The 20,817-nt window shown below is 72.1% G+C and carries 19 protein-coding genes; 9 read left to right on the top strand and 10 right to left on the bottom strand.

Annotated elements, in window-relative coordinates; translation table 11 throughout:
• Nucleotides 1–432: 432 nt before the first annotated feature.
• From lanA to ACZ6EG_RS29375, 3 genes are all read left to right on the top strand, one after another.
• The gene (lanA, locus tag ACZ6EG_RS29385) at nt 433–594 is read left to right on the top strand and encodes an SCO0268 family class II lanthipeptide (protein WP_391971540.1); all 162 of its coding nucleotides are present in this window, start codon (nt 433–435) and stop codon (nt 592–594) included.
• A gap of 85 nt (nt 595–679) precedes the next feature.
• Entirely contained in the window at nt 680–3,808 is a 3,129-nt protein-coding gene (locus ACZ6EG_RS29380; protein WP_469609010.1) for a lantibiotic dehydratase, read from the top strand.
• A complete protein-coding gene (locus ACZ6EG_RS29375; RefSeq protein WP_469609007.1) occupies nt 3,805–5,256 on the top strand; it encodes a lanthionine synthetase C family protein in 1,452 nt (483 codons plus the stop codon). Before ACZ6EG_RS29380 ends, ACZ6EG_RS29375 begins: the two co-directional genes overlap by 4 nt.
• A gap of 140 nt (nt 5,257–5,396) precedes the next feature.
• Here ACZ6EG_RS29375 and ACZ6EG_RS29370 read toward each other — a convergent pair whose 3' ends face one another.
• From ACZ6EG_RS29370 to ACZ6EG_RS29355, 4 genes are all read right to left on the bottom strand, one after another.
• The gene (locus ACZ6EG_RS29370; RefSeq protein ID WP_469609005.1) at nt 5,397–5,762 is read right to left on the bottom strand and encodes a hypothetical protein; all 366 of its coding nucleotides are present in this window, start codon (nt 5,760–5,762) and stop codon (nt 5,397–5,399) included.
• A gap of 328 nt (nt 5,763–6,090) precedes the next feature.
• Nucleotides 6,091–6,519 carry a DUF3618 domain-containing protein gene (locus ACZ6EG_RS29365; RefSeq protein WP_391971544.1) on the bottom strand — a complete coding sequence of 143 codons (429 nt, stop codon included), beginning with the start codon at nt 6,517–6,519 and terminating at the stop codon, nt 6,091–6,093.
• Nucleotides 6,516–6,956, bottom strand: a complete 441-nt coding sequence (locus ACZ6EG_RS29360; RefSeq protein WP_391971545.1) for a phage holin family protein — start codon at nt 6,954–6,956, stop codon at nt 6,516–6,518. Before ACZ6EG_RS29360 ends, ACZ6EG_RS29365 begins: the two co-directional genes overlap by 4 nt.
• A 230-nt stretch (nt 6,957–7,186) precedes the next feature.
• Nucleotides 7,187–8,695, bottom strand: a complete 1,509-nt coding sequence (locus ACZ6EG_RS29355) for an FG-GAP repeat protein (RefSeq protein ID WP_469609000.1) — start codon at nt 8,693–8,695, stop codon at nt 7,187–7,189.
• 475 nt (nt 8,696–9,170) lie between these two features.
• Here ACZ6EG_RS29355 and ACZ6EG_RS29350 point away from each other — a divergent pair, with 475 nt between their 5' ends.
• Entirely contained in the window at nt 9,171–10,997 is a 1,827-nt protein-coding gene (locus ACZ6EG_RS29350; protein ID WP_469608997.1) for a glycoside hydrolase family 3 protein, read from the top strand.
• A gap of 193 nt (nt 10,998–11,190) precedes the next feature.
• Here the strand turns inward: ACZ6EG_RS29350 and ACZ6EG_RS29345 are convergent, their stop codons facing one another.
• Entirely contained in the window at nt 11,191–11,616 is a 426-nt protein-coding gene (locus ACZ6EG_RS29345) for a Rid family hydrolase (protein ID WP_469608994.1), read from the bottom strand.
• Nucleotides 11,617–11,750: 134 nt separating this feature from the next.
• Between ACZ6EG_RS29345 and ACZ6EG_RS29340 the strand changes: the two genes are divergently transcribed.
• Complete coding sequence (locus ACZ6EG_RS29340) at nt 11,751–12,260, top strand: MarR family winged helix-turn-helix transcriptional regulator (RefSeq protein ID WP_391971549.1); 510 nt, start codon at nt 11,751–11,753, stop codon at nt 12,258–12,260.
• Between the two features lie 100 nt (nt 12,261–12,360).
• On the opposite strand, the gene ACZ6EG_RS29335 is transcribed toward ACZ6EG_RS29340, so the two are convergent.
• From ACZ6EG_RS29335 to ACZ6EG_RS29325, 3 genes are all read right to left on the bottom strand, one after another.
• Nucleotides 12,361–12,918, bottom strand: a complete 558-nt coding sequence (locus ACZ6EG_RS29335) for a dihydrofolate reductase family protein (RefSeq protein ID WP_391971550.1) — start codon at nt 12,916–12,918, stop codon at nt 12,361–12,363.
• 139 nt (nt 12,919–13,057) lie between these two features.
• A complete protein-coding gene (locus ACZ6EG_RS29330; protein WP_469608991.1) occupies nt 13,058–13,180 on the bottom strand; it encodes a hypothetical protein in 123 nt (40 codons plus the stop codon).
• 1,159 nt (nt 13,181–14,339) lie between these two features.
• On the bottom strand, nt 14,340–14,819 hold the full coding sequence (locus ACZ6EG_RS29325; RefSeq protein WP_469608989.1) for a GNAT family N-acetyltransferase: 480 nt from the start codon (nt 14,817–14,819) through the stop codon (nt 14,340–14,342).
• A 567-nt stretch (nt 14,820–15,386) separates the two neighbouring features.
• Here ACZ6EG_RS29325 and ACZ6EG_RS29320 point away from each other — a divergent pair.
• Nucleotides 15,387–15,734, top strand: coding sequence for a MerR family transcriptional regulator (locus ACZ6EG_RS29320; RefSeq protein WP_391971553.1), 348 nt, complete (start codon nt 15,387–15,389; stop codon nt 15,732–15,734).
• Nucleotides 15,735–15,950: 216 nt separating this feature from the next.
• Here the strand turns inward: ACZ6EG_RS29320 and ACZ6EG_RS29315 are convergent, their stop codons facing one another.
• Nucleotides 15,951–16,484: a 2'-5' RNA ligase family protein gene (locus ACZ6EG_RS29315; protein ID WP_391971554.1), complete on the bottom strand. Its 534-nt coding sequence runs from the start codon at nt 16,482–16,484 to the stop codon at nt 15,951–15,953.
• Nucleotides 16,485–16,650: 166 nt separating this feature from the next.
• Between ACZ6EG_RS29315 and ACZ6EG_RS29310 the strand changes: the two genes are divergently transcribed.
• The 3 genes from ACZ6EG_RS29310 (at nt 16,651) to ACZ6EG_RS29300 (ending at nt 18,756) form a co-directional block, all read left to right on the top strand.
• Complete coding sequence (locus ACZ6EG_RS29310) at nt 16,651–17,487, top strand: AraC family transcriptional regulator (RefSeq protein WP_391971555.1); 837 nt, start codon at nt 16,651–16,653, stop codon at nt 17,485–17,487.
• 82 nt (nt 17,488–17,569) lie between these two features.
• Nucleotides 17,570–18,040, top strand: a complete 471-nt coding sequence (locus ACZ6EG_RS29305) for a cupin domain-containing protein (protein ID WP_391971556.1) — start codon at nt 17,570–17,572, stop codon at nt 18,038–18,040.
• Nucleotides 18,037–18,756 (top strand): SGNH/GDSL hydrolase family protein, encoded by a 720-nt coding sequence (locus tag ACZ6EG_RS29300; RefSeq protein WP_391971557.1) that lies wholly within the window; start codon nt 18,037–18,039, stop codon nt 18,754–18,756. The genes ACZ6EG_RS29305 and ACZ6EG_RS29300 overlap by 4 nt, the downstream gene beginning before the upstream one ends.
• Before the next feature lie 327 nt (nt 18,757–19,083).
• Here ACZ6EG_RS29300 and ACZ6EG_RS29295 read toward each other — a convergent pair whose 3' ends face one another.
• The gene (locus ACZ6EG_RS29295) at nt 19,084–20,637 is read right to left on the bottom strand and encodes an alpha/beta hydrolase (protein ID WP_391971558.1); all 1,554 of its coding nucleotides are present in this window, start codon (nt 20,635–20,637) and stop codon (nt 19,084–19,086) included.
• Between the last annotated feature and the right edge of the window lie 180 nt (nt 20,638–20,817).

The following is a 20,817-nucleotide window of genomic DNA, read 5'->3' as shown; positions in this document are numbered from 1 at the left end:
CCGGTGACCTGTGAATCGGTGTTCCTGCTCGACGCACGCGGGCACCCTCGGCCCATCGCACCGGGTCGACGGCAGAACGGATCCGGCCACGAGCGCAGGGCAAGCGGTCCCCGCAGCGTCCCTGTCACGCTCGTGTCCTCCACGGGCTCGGCATGGACCGGTCAGGTGATGCACGGGCACCGGTGACGGGCTGACCACCCTCCCCGACCTGGGCCGAAGCGCGCGGCACCCGGGTGTTTCACACGGTGCCTCCGGTTTTCACATACGAGAGAGCCCGTTCCGCACCCCGCCCGGGCAACGGCCCGCCCCTTGATCAATGGCTCGATTACGTCTACCGACTGTCAGTGGCGTGAGCAATGGTTGCGCATGTCCGGGCCTCGACCGGAGCCCCGGACGTTCGAGTCCGTGCACCCCACCACCCAAGGGAGAAGCATGCGTACCGAGATCATCCTGTCCAACGAAGCCCCCGAGCTCGACCTCGACCTGGACCTGCGCGTCTCCGACCTCCCGGAGCAGGCCGAGTCGTTCGGCCAGGGCACCTTCACCTCGCCGAGCAGCTACGCGATCGGCACGCGCTGCCCCGTCTGTTGCTGACGGACTGAGGCCCCCTCGGGGCTCTTCCGAGCGGGGCGGTCCCGGATCCGCCCCGCTCTTCCGTACGACGGCGAGGAGCACACACGTGGCGGCGGAGTCCGAAGTCCACCGAGCATCCGCAGTATTCGAGGTACGGGAACCCGTGCTCGTCCGCATGGCGAGTCGGCCGCGTGGCACGGCTGCGGCCACGATCGACGCCGCCGATCCGGTGTCGGGGGCGCGGCAGCTCGCCTCCGATCCCCTGCTCGGCCAGGCGGTCCGGGTCGCCAGCGGCTCGCTGGCCCACAACCTGGCCGGTCTGACCAGTGACGAGGGCGCCGCCGCACTGGGCCGCAAGCGGACCCTGAGTGCCGCGCGGACCCTGACGCGGTACGCCCGCCGTGCCGGGGCGCGCCCCACGCCGTTCGGCCTGTTCGCGGGTGTCGGTACCGCACGATTCGGTTCCGCGGCCAAGGCGGAGCGGGGTACCGGCGAGGTAGCGGTCCGGCTCGACGGGGCATGGCTGCGCCGCCGGGTACGGGCCTGGCTCGCCGAGCCCTCCGTCCGCCGGCGCGTGGACGTCGTCCTCAACGACCTGTGCTTCCTGCGGGACGGACGGCTGTACCTGCGCACCGGCGGGCAGGAGCAGTCCGTGCGCGACAACGCACTGGTCGGCGCCGTGCGCGAGGGAGCACGGACCCCGGTGCCGTACGCCGATCTGCTGGTCTCGCTCATGGAACGCTTCCCGGCGCTGGACGCCGAACGGCTCGACCGTCAACTGGCCGGTCTCCTGCAACACGGCTTCCTGCTCACCTCGATCACCCCGCACCGCATCGACGCCGCCCTGCTCGACGGCATCGAGGCGGTCCTGGAGACGGCGCTTCCCGGCGACGCGCAGGCGCTGCGGGATGTGCGCGCGGCGTGTGCACGGCATCAGGAGGACCCTCCGGGGCTGGGCGGCGACTCCTGGCAGCAGCTCCTGGACGAGGTCCGCCGCCTCGACGTACCCGGCACGCGGGACGACGCGCACGCCCGGCCGCCCCTGCACGTGGACCTGCACATACCCGGCGAGTTCGTCGTCCCGGAGGCGGTCGGCCGGGAGGTGTGCGGGTACGCGGCCGCGATCTGGGCGATCACTCCGGAGTGGACGACGCTGGCGTACATGCGGGACTACCGCGAGCGCTTCATCGAGCGCTACGGCACCGCCTGCGCCGTACCCTTGGGCGAGCTGGTCGACCCGCACCGCGGACTGGGTCTGCCCCCCGAGTACGGTGCGGAGCCCGCGTACGCACGCAGCGGCCCCGGCGACGCGGCGGACGGTCCCCGGCGCGCCCTGATCGGCGAACTGCTCCAGGAGGCCGTCCTGTCCGGCGGTGACCTGGTGCTCACCGACGACGTCGTGCGGCGCCTCGCCGAAGTCGCCGGGCACGATCCCGCCGCCACGCCGCCGCGCAGCCTCGAACTCTGCTTCCAGGTGCTCTCCGAGAGCACGGCCGCACTGGACCGCGGCGACTTTCGCCTGCTCGGCAGCCCGCACATCGGGGCCTGGACGGCGGGCGCCACCGCGGGCCGCTTCGCGGCGTTGACGGGCCTCACCGACGAACTGGCGCGGCTGGCCGCCGACACGGCCGACCCCGACGAGGGGGTGATCGCGGCCCAGGTCGAGTTGATGCCGCACGAGCCGCGCGGTCTCAACATCGTCCAGGTGCCCCGGCTGCTGCCGTACCGCATCCCCGTCGGCGTCGCCGACGACCGGGACGACCCGCGCTGTCTGGACTGGCGCTCGCTGGTCGTCGCCGCCGGCTCGGACGGACTGCGGCTGCTGTGCCCGCAGAGCGGCCGTCCGGTCCGTCCGGTGCTGCCGCACATGCTGGCCCTGGACACACAGGCTCCGCCGGTGGCGCGGTTCCTCATGGATATCGCGACGGCGCGGCCGCGGGTGTGGTCGGGCTGGGACTGGGCAGGGCATGACGCCCTGCCGTATCTGCCGCGCATCCGCTACGGGCGGGTGGTGGCGATGCCCAAGCGCTGGCTGCCGGGCCGCCGACTGCGCGACGCGGCCCGGTCGCGGGACGCCGAGGCGTGGGAGCGGGGCCTCGACGCGTGGCGACGGCGCCTTGCCGTGCCGGACCGGCTGCAGATCGCCCGCAACGACCAGATGTACCCCGTCGATCTGCGCGAGTGCTGGGACCGGAGCCTGCTGCGCGCCGAACTGACCGCCGCGCAACCCCAGTTCGTCCTCTACGAGGATCTGACGGCCGACGGTGCGGGGCTCGGCTGGAACGGCGGGCACAGCACGGAGATCGTGGTCCCCCTCGCGGGGGCGCGGCGGTCCTCCACGCCTACCGTGCGGGAGAGTGCCGAGCCGGCGCGGACCGCCCCGCGGGTCGCCCCCACCCGTGTCCATCTTCCGGGTGAGGACTGGCTGTTCGCCAAGTGGTACGCGGAGCCGTCGGCCCAGGAAGCCCTGCTCGCCGACCATCTTCCTGCCGTACTCGCCGAGGTCGAGGATGAGGTCGACCGCTGGTTCTTCCTGCGCTACCAGGATCCCGAGCCGCACCTGCGGCTGCGTTTCCACGGCGATCCCGGGGCGCTGTACGGACGGGTGCTGCCCGCGATCAGCCGTGTGTCACGGGCCCTCGTCGAGAGCGGGGCCCTGCGCACGCTGACCCTCGACACGTACCGGCCCGAGAGCGACCGGTACGGGGGTGAGGCCCTGCAAGCGGCGGCCGAGCGTCTCTTCTGCACGGACAGCCTGTCGGCGCTCGTGCAGGTGCGCGCGCTACGGGGCACCGCGCGGGCGCTCCCCGACGCCGTGCTCGCCGGGCTCGGCCACGCGGTTCTCCTGGAGTCCCTAGGGGACTGGGACTGGTGCGGCTGGGTCGACCGGATGTTCACGAAGACCGCGGAGCACGAGGTCTACCAGCGGCACCGCGCCGTCACCGACCGCCTGATCAGGCCGGGGAGCACGGTGTCGTCGGCTGCGGAGGCACTCGGGACGCCGTCCTTCGGCGCATTGTGGTCCGAGTCGCCCCACCCGCGCGCGTACGGGCAGCAGATCCTGTCCGCTCCGGAGGCGGACCGCGACGAGGCCCTGCTGTCACTGCTGCACATGCGGCACAACCGTGTGTTCGGCATCGACCGGGCGGCCGAGGCTCGCGGGTACGCGGTTCTGCGGGGCGCGGTGCGCACCCATGCCGGCCGCCGGCGGCTCGAGAGCGGGAGGGGCCGATGAAGGGGAGCACCGGTGGCGGGACACGGGAGGACACGGTGAACGGGGCACGGGAGGAAACGGCCGACGGGACCACCGACGGCGGGACGCGGCGACACCCGATCGACCGGTCCACCCAGGACCTGCGGGAGCCCCGGTCCACCCATGACCTCAGGGAACGTGCCGCCGCCGTCTCCGCCGAGATCCTGGACCGGCTCGCCGATCCCGCCGCCACGATGGCGGCCACCCGCATCCCCGCCCACGCCGCGGACGACGGGGTGGCCGAGCCGATCTGGGCCGAGCTCACCCTCGGCAGCGGCAGCCCGGGGCTCGCGCTCGCGTTCGCGGGAGCCGCCCGGGACGCGGCACGGCAGGTGCCGCGCGCCCATGCGTACCTCACGACGGGTACCCGGGCCGTCTCCAGCCGTCCCGGCACCGCGGGCGGGATCTTCAAGGGGCCGGGGGCCCTGGCGTTCGCCGTGCTGGTCGCCCACCGCACCACCGGAGGCTACGTCTCCGCGCTCCAGCGCTTCGACACCTACCAGCGCGATCTCGTGGGGGCCGTACTGCCGCCCGTCGAGGACCGGCCGCTGCCGACGATCGGACACTATGAGGTGGTCCGCGGTCTGACCGGGGTCGGCCGCTATCTGCTGGCCCGGGCGGAGTGCTGTGAGGCGCCGCTGACGGCGGTGCTCGACTACCTCGTCCGGCTGTCGCTCGGCACCGTGGAGCACCGCGGCGCGCACGTGCCGCGGTGGTGGGCCCTGGACGCGCCCCGGGTCGGCTCCGAGGCGGCGTTCCCCGGCGGCCACCTCAACCTGGGCCTCTCGCACGGCGTCGCCGGGCCGCTCGCCCTGCTGGCCCTGGCCTGGGAGGAAGGTTTCCGGGTGCCGGGGCAGCAGGAGGCGATGGAGGCGACGGCGGAGCTGCTGCGGACCTGGGCGGTGGCCGACCGGTACGGCCTGTACTGGCCCGGCTACCTCTCCTTCGCCCAGTGGCAGCGGGGTCCTGCCGCCTATGACGGAAGCGCCAAGTGGCCGGCCTGGTGCTACGGGGCTCCGGGGGTCTCCCGTGCCCTGCAGCTGGCCGGACGGGCGCTCGGCCGTACGGATCTCACGGACCTCGCCCGCGCCTCGATCGACCGGCTGCTCGTCCTTCCCCGGTCGGCCTGGGGCATCGACGACCATGCGCTGTGCCACGGTTGGGCCGGTGCCCTGCACCAGCTCGGCCGGCTCGACGAACCGTGGCGGGACCCCCGGCTGGCCGAACTGCGCGACGACATCGCCGCCGAACTCGTCTCCGCCTTCGATCCGGCGCTGCCTTTCGGACTGCGTTTCACGATGACGAAGGTGCCGTTCGGCTCCGATGTCTCCGGCTACCTCGACGGAGCCGCCGGTGTAGCGCTCGCCCTGGACTCGTACGCGGTGGGCGGCACACCGGCCGACTGGGACATGCCGCTGCTGCTGGCTTAGCGGCCCCGACGGAAGGTGTGGAACACCGGGCCTCAGTACCAGGCCGTCTCGGCCGAGCTCCGGTTGTCGCGGAACGGCACCGCCTCGCTCTGCCGGCCGTCCGGGGGCGGGGCCGCCTGGACGGAAACGGTGGCCCTCGCTCACCCCGACTCGCTTCCGCCGGAGAGCCGGCGTCGCCACCACCGCTCCGGGTGCCACTGCCGGCAGTGGGCGGACGGGTCCGGCAGGGTACGCGTCCTGGGGACGGAGTCCAGGCGAGCCACGTGGCGGCTCAGCTCCGAGCGAGCCCGGACGGGCCGTTGCCGCATGATGTCGTCCAGCACGTCGCGGGCGTGGCGTACGTCGTCGGGGGAGCAGCCTCGGCACGGGCACTGCGCGTCCCGCGGATAGAGCGGCCGACGGCCCACGGGCTGCAGGAACGCCCGGTATCGCCGCAGCGCGAGGTCGGTGACCCCGGGGAAGATGACGTGGTCGCCCGAGAGTCTCTCCGCACGGTGGAGCGACATGCTGGTACGTGGGGAGAGTCCGCGGATGCGCTGCGGCGGCGGTTCGTCCCAGGCCCGAGGTGTGGATCGTCCGGCGCGCAGAGCGCCTGGCCGTCTACGCGGCATCGGCCTTTCGACATGCGGTCACGCACGCCAAGCCGCCCTGTGCGTCCCCGCGGGCGCACATGATCTCCGTGACGCTTGAGCACCGGCGGGGAGGGCGCGTCGACGCGTCGCAGGCCGCCTCGCCGGCCGTGGGCACGACGGCCCGAGGACGGCGGAGCGTGTCCGCCGTCCTCGGCTCCGGGCCGCCCGTGCTCGGCTTCCCTTCTCGCTACTTCTTCTCTCGCTACTTCTTCTTGCGGCGCAGCAGCACGCAGGCGACGACGAGTGCCGCTCCGGCCGCCACGAGCGGCGTGCGGTTGTTCCGTACGGGTTCGGGAGCCTGGTCGTACCAGGCCTGCCGGGCCTGTCCCGCCTTGGCCTTGGCCTGCCCCGCCGCTGCCGCGGCCTTCGCCGTGACCGGTTCGGGCAGCTTCTCCTGCGCCAGCTGTACGGCCTGGGCCGCCTTGGCCTTGACCTCTCCGGTCAGCTCCGTGGCCTTCGCCGACGCCTGCTCCTTCGCGGCCACCGCCTTCTCCTGGACGCGGGCCTTGACGTCGGTCTTGTCGGCCAGGGCCTCGACCGTCTCCCCCAGTCGGTGGCGGGTCTGCTCGACCTGCTCGCGCAGTTCCTCCGGGCTCTGGGCGGTGGGTTCGTCGTGGGGCGGCTGGGTCATCGCTTGGCACTCTCCTTGATCTCGGCCACGTCGGCCTTCACGCTGTCGATGGTCCGCTCGGGTGCCGGCGGGGCGGCCCGGCTCACTTCCTTCTTGCCCGTCATCGCCAACACACCCGTGACCGCGCCGAGAACGGCGGTAACGATCAGGGCAGCCGCCCATACCGGCAGCGGTACCGCGAGGGCGGCGATCGCCGTGGCGATCAGCGCCTGCAGGGTGAAGAAGCCGGCGAGACCGGCCCCGCCGAACAGGCCGCCGCCCTTGCCGTAGCGCTTGCCCTTCTCCCTCATCTCCGCCTGCGCCAGCCGCATCTCCGCCCGCACCAACTCGGTGAGCTGCTGCGACGCACGCTGCACCAACTCCCCCACCGGCTCACCACTCGAGGAAGAACGCCCGGAATGGCCGCCGGAGGCGGGACGGCTCGTCTCAGCCATCATCAACACCCTCCTGCCGTAAGGACCGTCCGGGTCCCACGGGACGGCGAAGGAACACCTGCCCGTCGCCGCCCTCACAAGCCGTTCACAAGAAGGGACCGCGCACCCCGGGTTGCCGCCGGCGCACCGCCGGGACGGAGGTCAGGAGGGCCCGAGGGCGTACCACCCGCACGACACCGTCGTCCGGAGTGAGGAGGCCGCCACCGTCCGGGAGGGCGGCCTCCCTCGCGGAGTTACTCGTCGACCGCCGCGCCGAAGCGCGCGTCCGCCGTCGGCGCCCCGAGCCGCGCCCCGTCGTAGGTCCACGTGCCGTGGGCGACCAGCCCCGACGACGAGGCGGGTACGACCCATACGAAGCCGTCGTCGGTGTTCTCGCCCGGTGCCGCCGCCAGGAGCCCGAAGAGGCCGTCCTTGTTGGCGTCGATCAGCCGTACCTGACCGCCCCAGCGGTCCGACTTCTCCGCCGTACCGGGGATGTCGGCGAGTTGCTGGTCGAAGCTCTTCACCCCGACGTCGCTGAATCCGGTCCGGTCGCCCCGCAGCACCCACACGGCACCCGCGTCGGGCACGCTGCCGATGTCCTCGCCCGGCGCACCCACGGCGAGGTCCGGGTGGCCGTCGCCGTCGGTGTCCCCGGCCGACAGCTCGGCGCCCCACTGGTCGCCCGCCTCCGAGGTGCCGGGCACGCCGGTGGAGTCCTGGGTCCAGTACTGCGCCGGCTCGGGTTCGAGACCCGACAGGTCACCGCGGCCCAGATAGAGGGTGATCCCGCCGCCCGTCGGCGCGCCGGCACCGGTGTCACCGATGACGAGGTCGTCCTGCCCCGTGCCGTCCCAGTCCCCGGAGACGACAGCCGGACCGCCCGGGAACGTCCCCCCGTCGCCGAGGCCCCCGACGTCCGGCGCGCCGTGCAGTACGCGCACGGTGCCGGCACCCGGTTGCTTCCCGGTGGTGACGCCGGAGACGGCCAGGTCGGCCCAGGGGTCCTCGTTGTAGTTGCCGTGGCTGAGGCTGCGGAACTCGAATCCGGTGTCCCCCGGCGCGACGTCGCTCGCCCGTATCCTGCGGTCCGACATCGTCAGCCCCTGCGCGTCCTGGCCGGGCGCGTGCGTGAAGAAGAGCAGGGCGTCGTTCTCCAGGACGGCGATCGAGTCCCGTAGGTCGGCATCCGGGTCGGCCGGGTCGGGGGCGAAGTAGCGCGCGGCTTCGACGGCCCGCCCGAAGCGGGCGCCCGCCCGCGGGTCGTCGTTCTCCAGCCAGGTGCTGTCGGAGCCGTGCAGTCCGGTCGGCGATCCCCAGAAGACGACGGCACCGCCGGCGTCGGGCAGACCGGTGAGATCTTCGTCCGGGACCGCGACGACGGCGTCGTCGTACCCGTCGTTGTCCAGGTCACCCGAGGCGACGGCCGCTCCGAAGCCGTCGCCGGCCTCCGCGGCGCCGGGCACGCCGGAGACGTCCTGGTGGAGCACGCTCTTCTTCGTCGTACTGAGACCGCTCGACGAGCTGTACTGCACCGTGACGTACCCGGCGCCCGTGGCACCGTTCACCGTGGCGCCCGGGGCGCCGGTGAGCACGTCGTCGAACCCGTTGCCGTCGTAGTCACAGTTGCGCTGCTGCCAGCCGATGGACGGGAAGGGCACGGCGGCGGCTGCGGCCTGGGCCGCGGGGGCCGTGACGACCGCGCCGCCGCCGAGGGTGAGGAGTGCCGTGGCCGTGACGGCCAGTTCTCTGATGTGACGCACGGAAAAGTCTCCTTGGTCTCCGGGACTGCCCACGACTGCCGACGGGCCGTGTCGCGGGCGCGATGTGCAGCCCTCTGTCCGGGCGTGGCGCCGTGGCGGAAACCGGTACGAGTGCCGGAAGGCACCGGTCCCCGCCGCGGCCCCCACCACGGAGAAGGGGCGTGCGACCGTGTGCATCTCCCCGCCGTCGGACAGAGCGGTGAGGGCACGGACCTTGCTGCGTTCACCGAGGAGACATCCGCGCGCCACCGAAGGTTGTACCCACGCCAGTGAGGAGCCCCGGGGCGCGGAGCAGTCCCGCACGGCGTCGTCGGGGCACCCGCGCCCACGGAACGAGGGCCTGCTTTGTCTAGACCTATTTTGTCTAGACCTCTTGCCCGGCTCGTGACCTGCGGGCTACGTTTCCCGCTGTTCGGAAGTCCTTTGCGTTTCCTTCGACTCCCTTGACGAGCAAGGCCGGAAGGAGCATGCCCGCATGCAGGACCGAAGCCTGTCCAGACGAACCGTTCTCGCCTCCGCGACCCTGGTCGCCGCGAGCGCGGCGGGTGTCGTGGGCACTGCGGCCACCCCCGCGGCCGCACACGGGCGCGACCACCGCCTCAAGAAGATCATCTCCAGGATGAGCGTCGAGGCCAAGATCGGCCAGCTGTTCGTGCCGTACTTCTACGGCACGTCGGCGACTTCTCCCAGCCAGGTCGACCAGGACCGCAACCTCAGGGAACTCGGCGTCCGCACCGTGGCCGAGCTGATCGCCAAGTACCACATCGGCGGTGTCATCTACTTCTCCGGCTGGGCGAACAACATCCAGGACCCCCGCCAGATCGCGGATCTGACCAACGGCGTGCAGCGGGCCTCACTCGCCCTGCCCACCCCCGTTCCGTCCCTGATCTCCATCGACCAGGAGCACGGGGCCAACGTCCGTATCGGCAGCGGCGCCACGCAGCTGCCGGGGGCGATGGCGCTCGGCGCGGGCCGCTCGCTCTCCGACGCGCGCACCGCCGGACTGATCTCGGGCACCGAACTCGCCGCCCTGGGCATCCACCAAAACTTCGCCCCGGTCGCCGACGTCAACGTCAATCCGGCCAACCCCATCATCAACGTCCGCTCCTTCGGCGCCGACGCCCGTGCGGTCGGCCGTATGGTGGCGGCCCAGGTGACGGGTTACCAGCGGGCCGGCGTCGTCGCCTGCGCCAAGCACTTCCCCGGCCACGGGGACACCGGGGAGGACAGCCACACCGGACTGCCCGTGATCACCCACACCCGCGAGGAATGGGACCGCATCGACGCCCCGCCCTTCAAGGCCGCGATCGCCGCCGGCGTCGACTCGATCATGACCGCGCACCTCCAGGTCCCCGCGCTCGACCCCAGCAACGAACCGGCCACCCTGTCATCCGCCATCCTCCAGGGCGTGCTGCGGGACGAACTGGGCTTCGACGGCGTCATCGTCACCGACGCGCTCAACATGCAGGGGGTGCGCACCAAGTACGGCGACGACCGTGTGCCCGTCCTCGCCCTCAAGGCCGGCGTCGACCAGCTGCTGTTCCCACCGAACATCGACGTCGCCTACCACGGCGTCCTGGCCGCCGTCCGCAGCGGAGAGATCACCGAGGACCGGCTCGACGAGTCCGTCCTGCGCATCCTGCGGGTGAAGGACAAGGTGGGACTGCTCAGCGGCAGCCCCTACGTGTCCGCGAAGGAGGTCGACCGGGTCGTCGGGGCCCGGGGGCACCGCCTCGCCGCCGCCCGGATCGCCGAGCGCACCACCACCCTGCTGGTCAACGAGGACGAGGCGCTCCCGCTGCGCCGCAGGCAGCGCAAGCTGCTCGTGGTCGGCGCGAGCCCGGCCTTCCCGACCGACGCCACCCGCACCACGGTGCCCGAACTGGCCGGGGCCTTCGACGAACTGGGCTACAGCACCACCCACCTCGCCACCGGCCGGGCCCCCGACACGGCGAAGATCGACGAGGCCGTGGCGGCCGCACGGGGACGGGACGCGGTGGTGGTCACCACCGACAACGTCGGCGCCACCAGCACCCAACGCCTCCTGATCTCCCGGCTGCTCGCGACCGGCGTTCCCGTCATCCACCTCGCCGTGCGCAACCCCTACGACATCGCCCACCTCGGCGAGGTCCCGGCATCACTGGTCTCCTACTGCTGGACCGAGGTCGAACTGCGCGCGGCCGCCCGGGTGATCGCCGGCCGGGTCGCGCCGCGCGGCAAGCTGCCCGTGCCCATCCAGCGGGCCGACGACCCGAGCGAGGTCCTCTTCCCCGCCGGGCACGGGCTGTCCTACGACGACTGACTCCGCGCGCCCCGCCGGACTTCCCGCCCCGGTGCCTCCGGAAGAGGAGCACCGGGGCCGGCCGGGCCGCCGTCGGCGGAGCACCGGCACGCCTCCTGCGGGCGGCACGGGGCAGCAGAGCCCTGATTCACCCGCCCGTGGTGGGCCCTCCACAGGCGGGTGGGGTGGGTGGCGAGTCGGCGGTGGTGGGCGTTCAGTCACCGCTGCCGACGATGGCGGTGACGCGGATCTCCACGCGCATGGCGGCCAGGCCGAGGACCGTGACGCCGGTCTCGGTCCAGATCGGCGCACGGCCACCGAGACGACGCCGGAACTGCTCGGCCATGACCGCGTTGTGGTCCTCGCCGATGACGTCGTCTCCCGGCGCGACCTTGTGGTACGAGTTCACGTGGATGACGTCCTTCCACGTCGCGCCGACCGTGGCGAGCGTGCGCTCCACGTTGTCGAACGCCTGGATGATCTCGTCCTCCAGCGAGTCGGGAACGACCAGGTCGTCGTCCACGCCGGCCTGGCCGGAGATCTCGACCCGGTCGCCGACGCGGACGGCCCCGCTGTAGCCGAGGGCCGCGTGCAGCTTCTCGCCGAAGCCCGGGGTGATACCGAAGGTGACGGTGCCCATGGTGCTTCCTCTTCCCATCCATAGGGGTGCGCGCCCACTCGAATGAGTTCACGCATGAAGTGAACTTAACACGCAACGACTTCAAGCGTAAAGTGATTCCCATGGCCCGGCCGGCCGGAGGGACGGGACGATTCATGAGCAACACGGGAGAAGCAATGGGCGGCACGGGCCCGCAGGAGGACGACGAGGAGCCGCGATGGCTCGACGAGCAGGAGAAGACGGCGTGGACGGGGTTGATCTCCCTCGTGCTGCTGCTGCCCGGCAAGCTGGAATCGCCACTGCGGCAGGAGCACGGCCTCACCCTGTTCGAGTACCTCGTGCTCAGCCACCTCTCCGAGGCCCCGCAACGCACGTTGCGGATGGGAGAGCTGGCCTTCCTCGCCAGCGGGTCGCTCTCCCGCCTGTCCAACGTCGTCAAGCGCTGTGAACAGCGCGGCTGGATCGTGCGGGCGCCCGACCCGGAGGACGGGCGTTACACCCTCGCCGAACTCACCGCCGCCGGCTTCGACATCGTGCACCGAGCGGCGCCCACGCACCTGCGCGCCGTGCGCCGCGTCGTCCTCGACGAACTCAACTCCACCGACCAGAAGGCCCTCGCCCGCATCGCGAACAAACTCCGCGTCGTCCCCGACGACTTCGGCTGACCGCCGTCCGGGCGATGCGGCACCGGTCCGGTCGTCCCGCCTGCTCGCCCGCGGTCCGGACCTGGAGGTGCGGTCGTCGGTCGGGCACCGGCCGGCGGGCTCAGCGGGTCCGGTAGTGCGCGTAGATCAGTCCGCTGGGGAAGGCGCGCTGCTGCACCAGCTCGAGGTCCAGGCGCACTCCGTCGGGGAAGAAGCGCTTGCCGCCGCCGACCACGCTCGTGGTGATGAACAGGTGGTACTCGTCCACCAGGCCGGCCGAGATCGCCTGGGAGGCGAGATGAGGGCCGTCGACGGTGAGGTCGTGCTCCGCCTCCGCCTTGAGCCTGCGCACCGCATCCGGGTCGAAGGTCCGCTCGATCCTGGTTCTGGCGCTGGACACGGCGTCGAGCGTCGTGGAGTACACGATCTTCTCGGCGGCCTGCCAGTCGCGGGCGTACTGCAGGATGTGCGGCGGCTGGTCGGGCTCGGTGTGGGCGGTCTCCCAGTAGACCATCGTCTCGTACATCCGCCGGCCGTACAGGTACGTTCCGACGGGGCGGAAGAGGTCGCCGATGAAGGTGTGCACCTCCTCGTCCTCGGCTCCGGCGCCGAGGTCTCCCTGCGCCGCCTCGGCGTACCCGTCGAGCGAGGTGAGCATCGAGTAGATGAGCTTGGCCATGGGGCTCCTTCGGTCACGAGGGCGGCACTTCACCGCCGGTCGTCGGGACATACGGAATCGGACGTCACTCAGTGGTGTACGCGGCCGGACACGAGAAGGCGTGCACGGCGCCGAACGTGTGCGAGGGTGCGCGGCACGGTCACAGGGACCAGAGGTGCAGAGCGTTGTCGCCGGGCGACACGGTGTACCAGGTGCCGTCGCCCAGGGCCCTCGGCAGGCCGGACACCTCGAAGGGGTGGACGAGCCGGTCGGTGAGTCGCATGCGGGCCGCGTCGACGAGCCAGTGCCGGCCCGTCCTGGTCGTGGGTCACGGTGTGCAGGCGCTTCCCGGTGGGACTCACCGCCAGCAGCACCCGGTCCGCCTCGCCGAAGGTGTCGACGGCCAGGGTGCGGCCGTCCCAGCGCCCCCAGCGCAGCGGAGCACCGTCCTGGCCCTCCCCGATGGTCAGACCCATCTGACGGGGGTCCGGATGCGGAACGTGGTCGGAGCCCACGGCCGCCGTGTGCGTCGCCGCGCGAGCCAGTACGGTGCCGCCCTCGGGGTCGATGACCTGCCACTCGTCCGCTCCACGGCCCCGGTCGTTGGCCAGGGACCCGCGGACGTGGGCCCACACCAGCGATCCGTCCGCGGAGAACCCGGCCGAGCCGCTGCCGGCGTACCGATGGTCACGCTCCTCGGCGTAATCGGCGAACGCGTCGTGCCCCGCGCAGCCCGCCCAGCAAGGGTGCCGCACCTCCCAGCGCACCTTCCCGGACCGGTCCACGGCCCGGAGCGCGTGGAGCCCGGCGAAGACGGCCAGGTCCCCCGCGGGCGACACCGCGCAGGAGCCGTACCGGCGCGGCCGGGGCGCCGGTAAACGGACGGCCGCCGCCGACGGCGCCAGGTCCTGGACGACCAGCGCCGTGTCACCGCGCTGCACGAGCCGCCGCGTCCCACCGCGCCGCTCCAGGCGTGGGGCGTCGCCGACTCCGGAGAAGGCCAGAGGGGCGACGATGGTGCTCACCGGACGAGCTGGCTGCGGCACGGGGGCTCCAGGAGGCCGAGGCTGGCGCTTCTTGCCGGGACGATACGACAGGCCACGGACATCACCCCTCCGCCTGCCGCTCCGCTCGCCGAGTGCCGGGGCGCCTCCGCGTTGCGCCCGGTGGTCCGGGCACCCCGGCAACCGGTGCACCGCTCGACGCGGCTCGCTTCGGCGCCTGGGCGGAGCGACTTGAGGGCATCGGCGGAACCTCGGAGAACCCGGACGGTCCGCTTGTCTCAGGTTGGCTCAGGTCCACTTGGGTTCGATGCCCGCGGCGGCGCGACGCCACGGCTGTCCGGTGTTTCGTTCGGGCGGGTGAGGACGGCGCGGAGGAAGGGGGCGGCGGCCGACCGCTGCCCGGACGGCCCCTCGGTGATGACCTGGCCACCGCGGAAGTCAGATGCGGAACTCGAACTCGGGACGGTCCCACGGCACGGCGGGCGGATTCGCGGACACGGTGCCGGTCCGTACCGCGCCGACGCGGTGGTAGAAGTCCTCGGCGGGAACGTGCGACACGACCTTGACCCGGTCGACTCCGGCAGCACGGGCTTCGGACCGCATGTGCGCGACGAGCAGCCGCCCCATACCCCGTCCCTGCGCTTCGTCCGCGACGAACAGCAGGTCGAGCTCGGGCGGAGCGAGGACGAGCGAATAGAACCCGAGCACCCGGTCCTCGTGATCGTCAGCATCGGAGGCCACGAAGACCCGGTGGGCCTCGATGTAGTCGGGACCGACCCGGTAGCCCGCGACCGCGGACGCGTACAGGCCCTCGTAGGCACCCGATCCGCGCACGAGCCGCGTCAACCGTTTGGCATCCCGCGCGACGGCTCTCCGGATCGTGACCGGCCGGCCGGCCGGGAAAGCGCGTGTACCCATCGATCAAGTATTCCGCATCGGGCAGCGCCTCCGCGCGGTGGGTCGATCCGTTCCCCCCCCCCCGTCCCGACGGCTGCGGCCAGCCCTCTCCCCCACCGGCCGGATCCCACCGTGCGCGCCGCTCGCCCGAACGCAGGACGAGCAGACTCGCACCCACAGCCCCTGGAGGAAATCTGTAGCGTCGAGAGTAGACATTGCCGCCGAGGAGAGTTAGTGTTTCTGCGTACCCAGAAGTCGAAGGGCGCGGCAGAGACGACTGCCACGCAAGCAGGAGCGGCCCTGGGGCCGCACAGCCATATAGGTAAGTCCGGCAGTACAACGAGGTAAGGAGCAGAGCGCCATCAGGATCGCCCGGGCGAGGAAGCAGTCCGCCCGGGTACCGCAGACCCCGGAATGGAAGGTGGTCCCCGGTCACGCATCCGCGATCCCCGCAGCCCCGCCCCTCCGGGCGGACCTGCGGACACAGAAGGTCGGCCATAATGGCCGGCAGATGGTGTTGAAAGCTCGGGGCCCGGGTGCCAGTACGGCACTCGGGCCCCTCGACGCGTCCCTAGAAAGAAGAGGCCTATGCCCTCTGGCAGTCCCCAGCCCGTCATCCCCCTCGATGACGACGACTACCCCGCCTACACCATGGGCCGGGCCGCCGACATGCTCGGCACCACCCCCGCCTTCCTCCGCGCGCTCGGCGAGCACCGCCTGATCACCCCCCTGCGCTCCGAAGGCGGCCACCGCCGGTACTCCCGCTACCAACTGCGCATCGCCGCCCGCGCCCGCGAGCTCGTCGACTCCGGCACCGCCATCGAAGCCGCCTGCCGCATCATCATCCTCGAAGACCAACTCGAGGAAGCCCAGCGCATCAACCAGGAACTCCGCAACACCCACAACGCCCGCCAACAGCCGAAGACCCCCACCTGACGGCGCGGACACCACCCCGGCGCGTCCAGGCGCGTAGCTCCCCAACCGTGGGTCCGCCGGTACACGGGCGCGCGCCGCGGATCGGGACCGCCGGCTCCAGAGGAACTGGCACGGCGATGATCGCCGGGCGGGCGGCCGTACCGGCGGCGCGGGCGCCGGCGGTGTCCTCGACGACCGCTTGACGGGCCCGTCGTTCGGCCGGCGTCGGGGCACGTCTCAGGGACGGGGCTCCAGCACCTCCAGGGCACCGGTCACCGTGTCGTAGCTGCGCAGGGTGCTGAGCCGGACGGACAGCGGCGGCGCCGGAAGCAGTTCGGGGATCTGCCGGCCGGCGAAGGCACCTGCCCGCCTGGTGCGGCCGAGCGTGACGTGCGGGCTCCAGCGCCCAGGGGCATGGAACGGGCTCAGAGTCCCGGGCGGACTGTCCGAGGCCACCGCCTCCCACACCCGGTGGTGCAGACTCTCCAGCACGGAGTCGAGGTCCAGCGCCCAGGCCAGCACCGAGGTGGGCCGCTCGAAGCGGACCACTCCGGTGAACCGCACCGGCAGCGGCAGGGAGGCGGCCACCTGAGCCAGCTCCCAGCGGATCGGGGCGGTCAGCTCCGGACAGGCCGCCAGGGTGAGGTGCGGGCTGTTGGTCGGGGAACGGTGACGCGCCTGACTGGGCAGCCCCGCTTCCGCGAGCCGCCGCCAGGCCTCCCGGACCGCCAGCTCCGCCGCCTCGTCAAACAGAAGCTCGACCGTACGCACCGCCGCATTCTACCGGCGAGAGCAGAACGCCAGGAGAGCAAGAAGCCGCAGCGGGTCGTGCGCCGGGGGTTCAGGTCGCCGTGGCCGAGGCCGTCCGGAGGGCCACTCGCTGACAGACGATTCCACGGCGATGTCGGCGGGTCGGGCGGCTCGTACACTGGCGAAGATGGAGGACCACACGGCCACCGAGATCGCTGCGCGTCCCGCGCCCGCCCTGCGGCAGTACGTCGACTCGTATCTCGGCTTCGACCTCCGCGGACTCCCGACAGGGGTGCACTGCGGCCCGCCGAGCCGCTCGCTCACTGCGGTGATCAGCCTGTCAGGTCCGTTGGAAGTGGCGGCGGGGGTCGACGACGGGTCACCGGTCACCCGATACGGCAGCGTGGCCGGTGGTCTGATGTGCCGGTCCGTCGCGATTCACCACGACGGACGCCAGCAAGGTGTTCAGGTGTCGCTGACACCGCTCGGGGCCCGGGCCATCTACGGCATGCCGTCCGCCGAACTCGCTCACCGAATGGTCCCACTCGACGAGCTTCTCGGAGCGCTTGCCGTAGAGCTGGTCGATCGGCTGCGATCGGCGACGGCATGGGGGGAGCGGTTCACCGCGCTGGACGCTCTGCTCCTCCGAGCTGTCGGCCGTGGCGCCTGCGGCGACCATGTGCGCTGGGCACGTCCCGAGGTGGTCGAGGCATGGCACCGGCTCGTCGCGGCGCGGGGTTGCGTCCAGGTTGGTGCGGTCGCCGCGGAACTCGGCTGGAGCCGTCGTCACCTCACCGAGCGGTTTCGCACTGAGGTGGGCCTGTCGCCGAAGACCTTCGCCCGAGTCCTACGCTTCGAGCACGCGCACGAGCTGGCGGCGGTGCAGAACCCCCTCCCGTGGGCCGAGGTGGCAACCGCCTCCGGCTACGCCGATCAGGCCCATCTCGTCCGGGACTGGCGCGAATTCACGAACCGATCACCGACGGCGTGGCGTCGCAGCGAGGTCCTCCTCGGAGGTGGGTAGCCGCCAAGCGTCTGCCCGTCGCGTCGGCTTCTCTTCCCTTTCCTTCAAGACCGCCCGATCGCTGTCGTGGACGATCGCCGACATGAGACTCGTGGACCACGAACGCAACGCCATGGACCTGCGGACCACCCCGGTACACCTCGGACTGGGTTCGAGGGCTAAACCCGTCGAGGGCTTCGCCTGGGACCCGGAGGTGCTCCAGGCCTACAGCGCCGCTGTCGCGGCGGACGGCGCCGAGGGCCGGATGGTGATGATCTTCGACGGCGACGGCCTCGGCGACCATTGGGAGAGCCACCCCGCAGGTGACGAACTGGTCGTGTGCCTCAGCGGATCGGCGACGGTCACCCGCGACGTGGACGGGGTGGTCGACCGCGTTCTGCTGGGGCCGGGCGAGGCCACCGTCAACCCGGCCGGGGTATGGCACGTGGTCGACATGGAGGAGCCGACGTCCATCCTGTCCATCACCGCGAGCCTCGGCACCGACCACCGTCCGCGGACCGACACCCGCCCGACCGACCGCGTCGGTACGCCGGGCCGGGAGGAGGCGCCGTGACGATACGCATCGCGTGCCTCGGCGACAGCCTCACCCGAGCGCAGTTCAGCGTCGACTACCTGGATCTCCTCGGACGACGTCTTCCTCCCGGTGCCGTGCAGCTTGCCCGTTTCGGCGTCAACGGCGACTTCGCCCACAACCTCTTGCAGCGCCTCGACGCCGTCGTCACGAACCCGCCTGATGTGATCACCGTGTTGATCGGGACCAACGACGCGCGAGCGAGCCTCGTCGGTTACCCCGTCGAGCAGGCCATGAAGCGCAAACAGCTCCCCCGTCGCCCGTCAGCCGGATGGTTCCAGCAGTGCCTGGGGACCGTCGTCGCACGGCTGCGAGCGGAGACCGACGCGACGATCGGTCTGCTGTCGCTACCGGTACTCGGCCAACAACTCGACGGGGCAGCGGCTCAGGCATCGCAGGCGTACAGCCGGACGATCGCCGAAGTCGCCGCCACCCACGAGGTGGTCTACCTTCCGCTCCACGAACGCCAGACGGAGGAACTGCGCCAAGCGGACCCACCGCCGGTTCCCTACCGGGAGGTGACGCCCGCAGCGGCCCTCGGCGTCCTCGTCCAGCACGCAGTGCTCCGCCGCAAGCTCGACACGATCTCACAGCGCCGAGGTCTCGTGCTCACGACCGACCACATCCACCAGAACAGCCGCGGCGCCGGCCTTGTCGCTGAGGCCATCGACGCCGGTCTGCTGACCCGGCGCACGTAGCTGGTTCCCATGCCAAGCCGGTCGGATGCCGTCCTCCGCGCGGAGGTGGCATCCGATCCAGGCGGTCAACGCCTACCGCACCAGGATCGGCCAAAGGTTCTACAACGGGGAGGGGTTGGACGGTCCGCAGCGCGAGAAGTCCGGAGCCCGCGGCCGCAAGGACCGGTGGGGCCACCACGAACCCCGGTCGCGGCATGTGCGGTGAGCGAAGCGCTGAAGCTCGTCGTGGGCGGGGAGCGGCCTTGCCATGCGCCGCGCACGGCACCGGATCCGTCGCGGAAAGCCCCCGAGCGCATCGTGCGGCCGTCCGGCGGGTCCGTGCGGGTCTCAGGACATGCTGCCCCGGCACACCGTCCCCGCGGCCGGGGTGCGGCCCGTGCGGAGGTAGGTGTCGACGGCCTCCGTGACGCAGCGGTTCTGCGGGTATGTGCCGTGGCCCTCTTCCTCGGCCGTCAGGAGCACGCCGACACCGTCGCCCAGGGCGCGGGCCATGTGGCGGGCGCCGGGATACGGGGTGGTCGGGTCGCCGGTGCCGCCGACCACCAGGATGGGGGCCGCGCCGTCGGCGTTCACCTGGGGTGTGAGGCGCTCGCCGTCGAACGGCCAGTCGTAGCAGAGGTAGACGCCGGTGGACCAGGCCGCGCCGAAGACGGGCGAGGCGGCCTTGACGCGGGCCTCGTCCCGGTCGAGGCGTTCGAAGTCGGGGCGCAGGCTCGAGTCCGCGCAGGTGATGGCGGTCTGGGCGGCGGTGCTGCTGTCGGGCGGGGTCTCCGTGCGCTCGGCGGAACCGGTGTGGGCCGCGCCGTCGTTCAGCGGGCCGCCGTCATTGTGGTCGATCAGCGCGGTGAGGGCCTTGGCGAGCGGTGGCCAGCCGTCCGTGCCCAGGACGAGGTGATCGCCGACGCTGTGCGCGAGGTCGTCGGCGTCCAGGTGGCTTCCGTCGCCGGCGGGGGCGGGCTTCTTCTCCAGGCGGTCGGCCAGGCGCGCCATGCGTCGTGCGGCCTCTTCGGGCCCGTCGCCGGTCGGGCAGTGGCGGACACGGGCCGCGCAGTGCGCGGCGAACCGGTCGAACGCCGCCTGGACCGCCTTGACCTGCGACACCTGCTCCTCGCTGAGGTCCTCGGTCGGATCGACGGGCGCTTCGAGGACGAACCGCCCGACGTGCGAGGGGTACAGGTGGGCGTAGGCCGCGCCGAGCGCCGTTCCGTACGAGACGCCGAAGTAGTGCAGCCGCTCGTCGCCGAGGAGGTAGCGCATCAGGTCGAGGTCGCGCGCGGTGTGCGAGGTGCCGAGGTACGGGAGGAGCGCCCCCGAGTGCTCGGCGCAGGCGTCGGCCCCGGCGAAGGCCGTGTCGTCCGCGGTCTTCCCGCAGCGCACGGGGATGGTCGCGCCGACGCCACGCGGGTCGAAGGAGACCAGGTCGTAGCGGTCGAGGAGGGGCTTGTACTGGTTGAGGTGCTCGGGCAGTCCGTTCACTCCGGACACGCCGGGGCCGCCGAAGTTGAGGACGAGCGAGCCGATCCGCCGGGCGTTCGGGCCGGTGGCCTTGCGGCGGATCAGGGCGACGTCGATCGTCCTGCCTTCAGGTTTCCGGTAGTCGAGGGGGGTCTTCATGGTGGCGCAGTCGTAGCCCGTGCGGGCGGTCGGCGGCGAGGTGCAGCGGGACCAGCGGAGGTGCTGGCCGGTGGTGAGCGCGGTGGGCAGGCCGGCGGGCGGGTTGTTCGCGGTGAACTCCGTACGCGGCTCCGCACTCCGGCCGGGAGCCTCGTGCTGGAGCCAGGCGGCGACGGCTCCGATCACGGCGAGGACGACCGCCGCGGTGATCCGCGCGCCGACCGAGAGACCCGGTCGGCGGCTGCGTATCGGATGTGCGTCACTCATCGAATTCTCCCCGCTCCCGTCCTGGACGCCCGTGGCATGCCCGTCGGCCCGTGTCCGTGATCGTCCGATCGTTGAATGAGTGCAGGGTACAAGTCGTCTCTGCCAGCGGCTCAGCTCCTGGCCGACGCGCGCGCAGCGACATCGCCGGTGGTCACCGGTCGGCCGAACTGGCGGCTCCCG

The organism is Streptomyces sp. NPDC041968, from assembly GCF_055589025.1.
The sequence above is the reverse complement of the archived record's forward strand: the minus strand, read 5'-3'. Positions and strand labels throughout refer to the sequence as shown.

Excerpts from the sequence above, each read along its gene's own strand:
- ACZ6EG_RS29340 (WP_391971549.1), top strand. The coding sequence starts at position 11,751 with ATGAGCAACACGGGAGAAGCAATGGGCGGCACGGGCCCGCAGGAGGAC.
- ACZ6EG_RS29325 (WP_469608989.1), bottom strand. The coding sequence starts at position 14,819 with ATGGGTACACGCGCTTTCCCGGCCGGCCGGCCGGTCACGATCCGGAGA.
- ACZ6EG_RS29375 (WP_469609007.1), top strand. The coding sequence starts at position 3,805 with ATGAAGGGGAGCACCGGTGGCGGGACACGGGAGGACACGGTGAACGGG.
- ACZ6EG_RS29305 (WP_391971556.1), top strand. The coding sequence starts at position 17,570 with ATGAGACTCGTGGACCACGAACGCAACGCCATGGACCTGCGGACCACC.
- ACZ6EG_RS29310 (WP_391971555.1), top strand. The coding sequence starts at position 16,651 with ATGGAGGACCACACGGCCACCGAGATCGCTGCGCGTCCCGCGCCCGCC.
- ACZ6EG_RS29335 (WP_391971550.1), bottom strand. The coding sequence starts at position 12,918 with ATGGCCAAGCTCATCTACTCGATGCTCACCTCGCTCGACGGGTACGCC.
- ACZ6EG_RS29330 (WP_469608991.1), bottom strand. The coding sequence starts at position 13,180 with ATGCGACTCACCGACCGGCTCGTCCACCCCTTCGAGGTGTCCGGCCTG.
- ACZ6EG_RS29365 (WP_391971544.1), bottom strand. The coding sequence starts at position 6,519 with ATGACCCAGCCGCCCCACGACGAACCCACCGCCCAGAGCCCGGAGGAA.
- ACZ6EG_RS29295 (WP_391971558.1), bottom strand. The coding sequence starts at position 20,637 with ATGAGTGACGCACATCCGATACGCAGCCGCCGACCGGGTCTCTCGGTC.
- ACZ6EG_RS29345 (WP_469608994.1), bottom strand. The coding sequence starts at position 11,616 with ATGGGCACCGTCACCTTCGGTATCACCCCGGGCTTCGGCGAGAAGCTG.
- ACZ6EG_RS29350 (WP_469608997.1), top strand. The coding sequence starts at position 9,171 with ATGCAGGACCGAAGCCTGTCCAGACGAACCGTTCTCGCCTCCGCGACC.
- ACZ6EG_RS29360 (WP_391971545.1), bottom strand. The coding sequence starts at position 6,956 with ATGATGGCTGAGACGAGCCGTCCCGCCTCCGGCGGCCATTCCGGGCGT.
- ACZ6EG_RS29320 (WP_391971553.1), top strand. The coding sequence starts at position 15,387 with ATGCCCTCTGGCAGTCCCCAGCCCGTCATCCCCCTCGATGACGACGAC.
- lanA (WP_391971540.1), top strand. The coding sequence starts at position 433 with ATGCGTACCGAGATCATCCTGTCCAACGAAGCCCCCGAGCTCGACCTC.
- ACZ6EG_RS29370 (WP_469609005.1), bottom strand. The coding sequence starts at position 5,762 with ATGTCGCTCCACCGTGCGGAGAGACTCTCGGGCGACCACGTCATCTTC.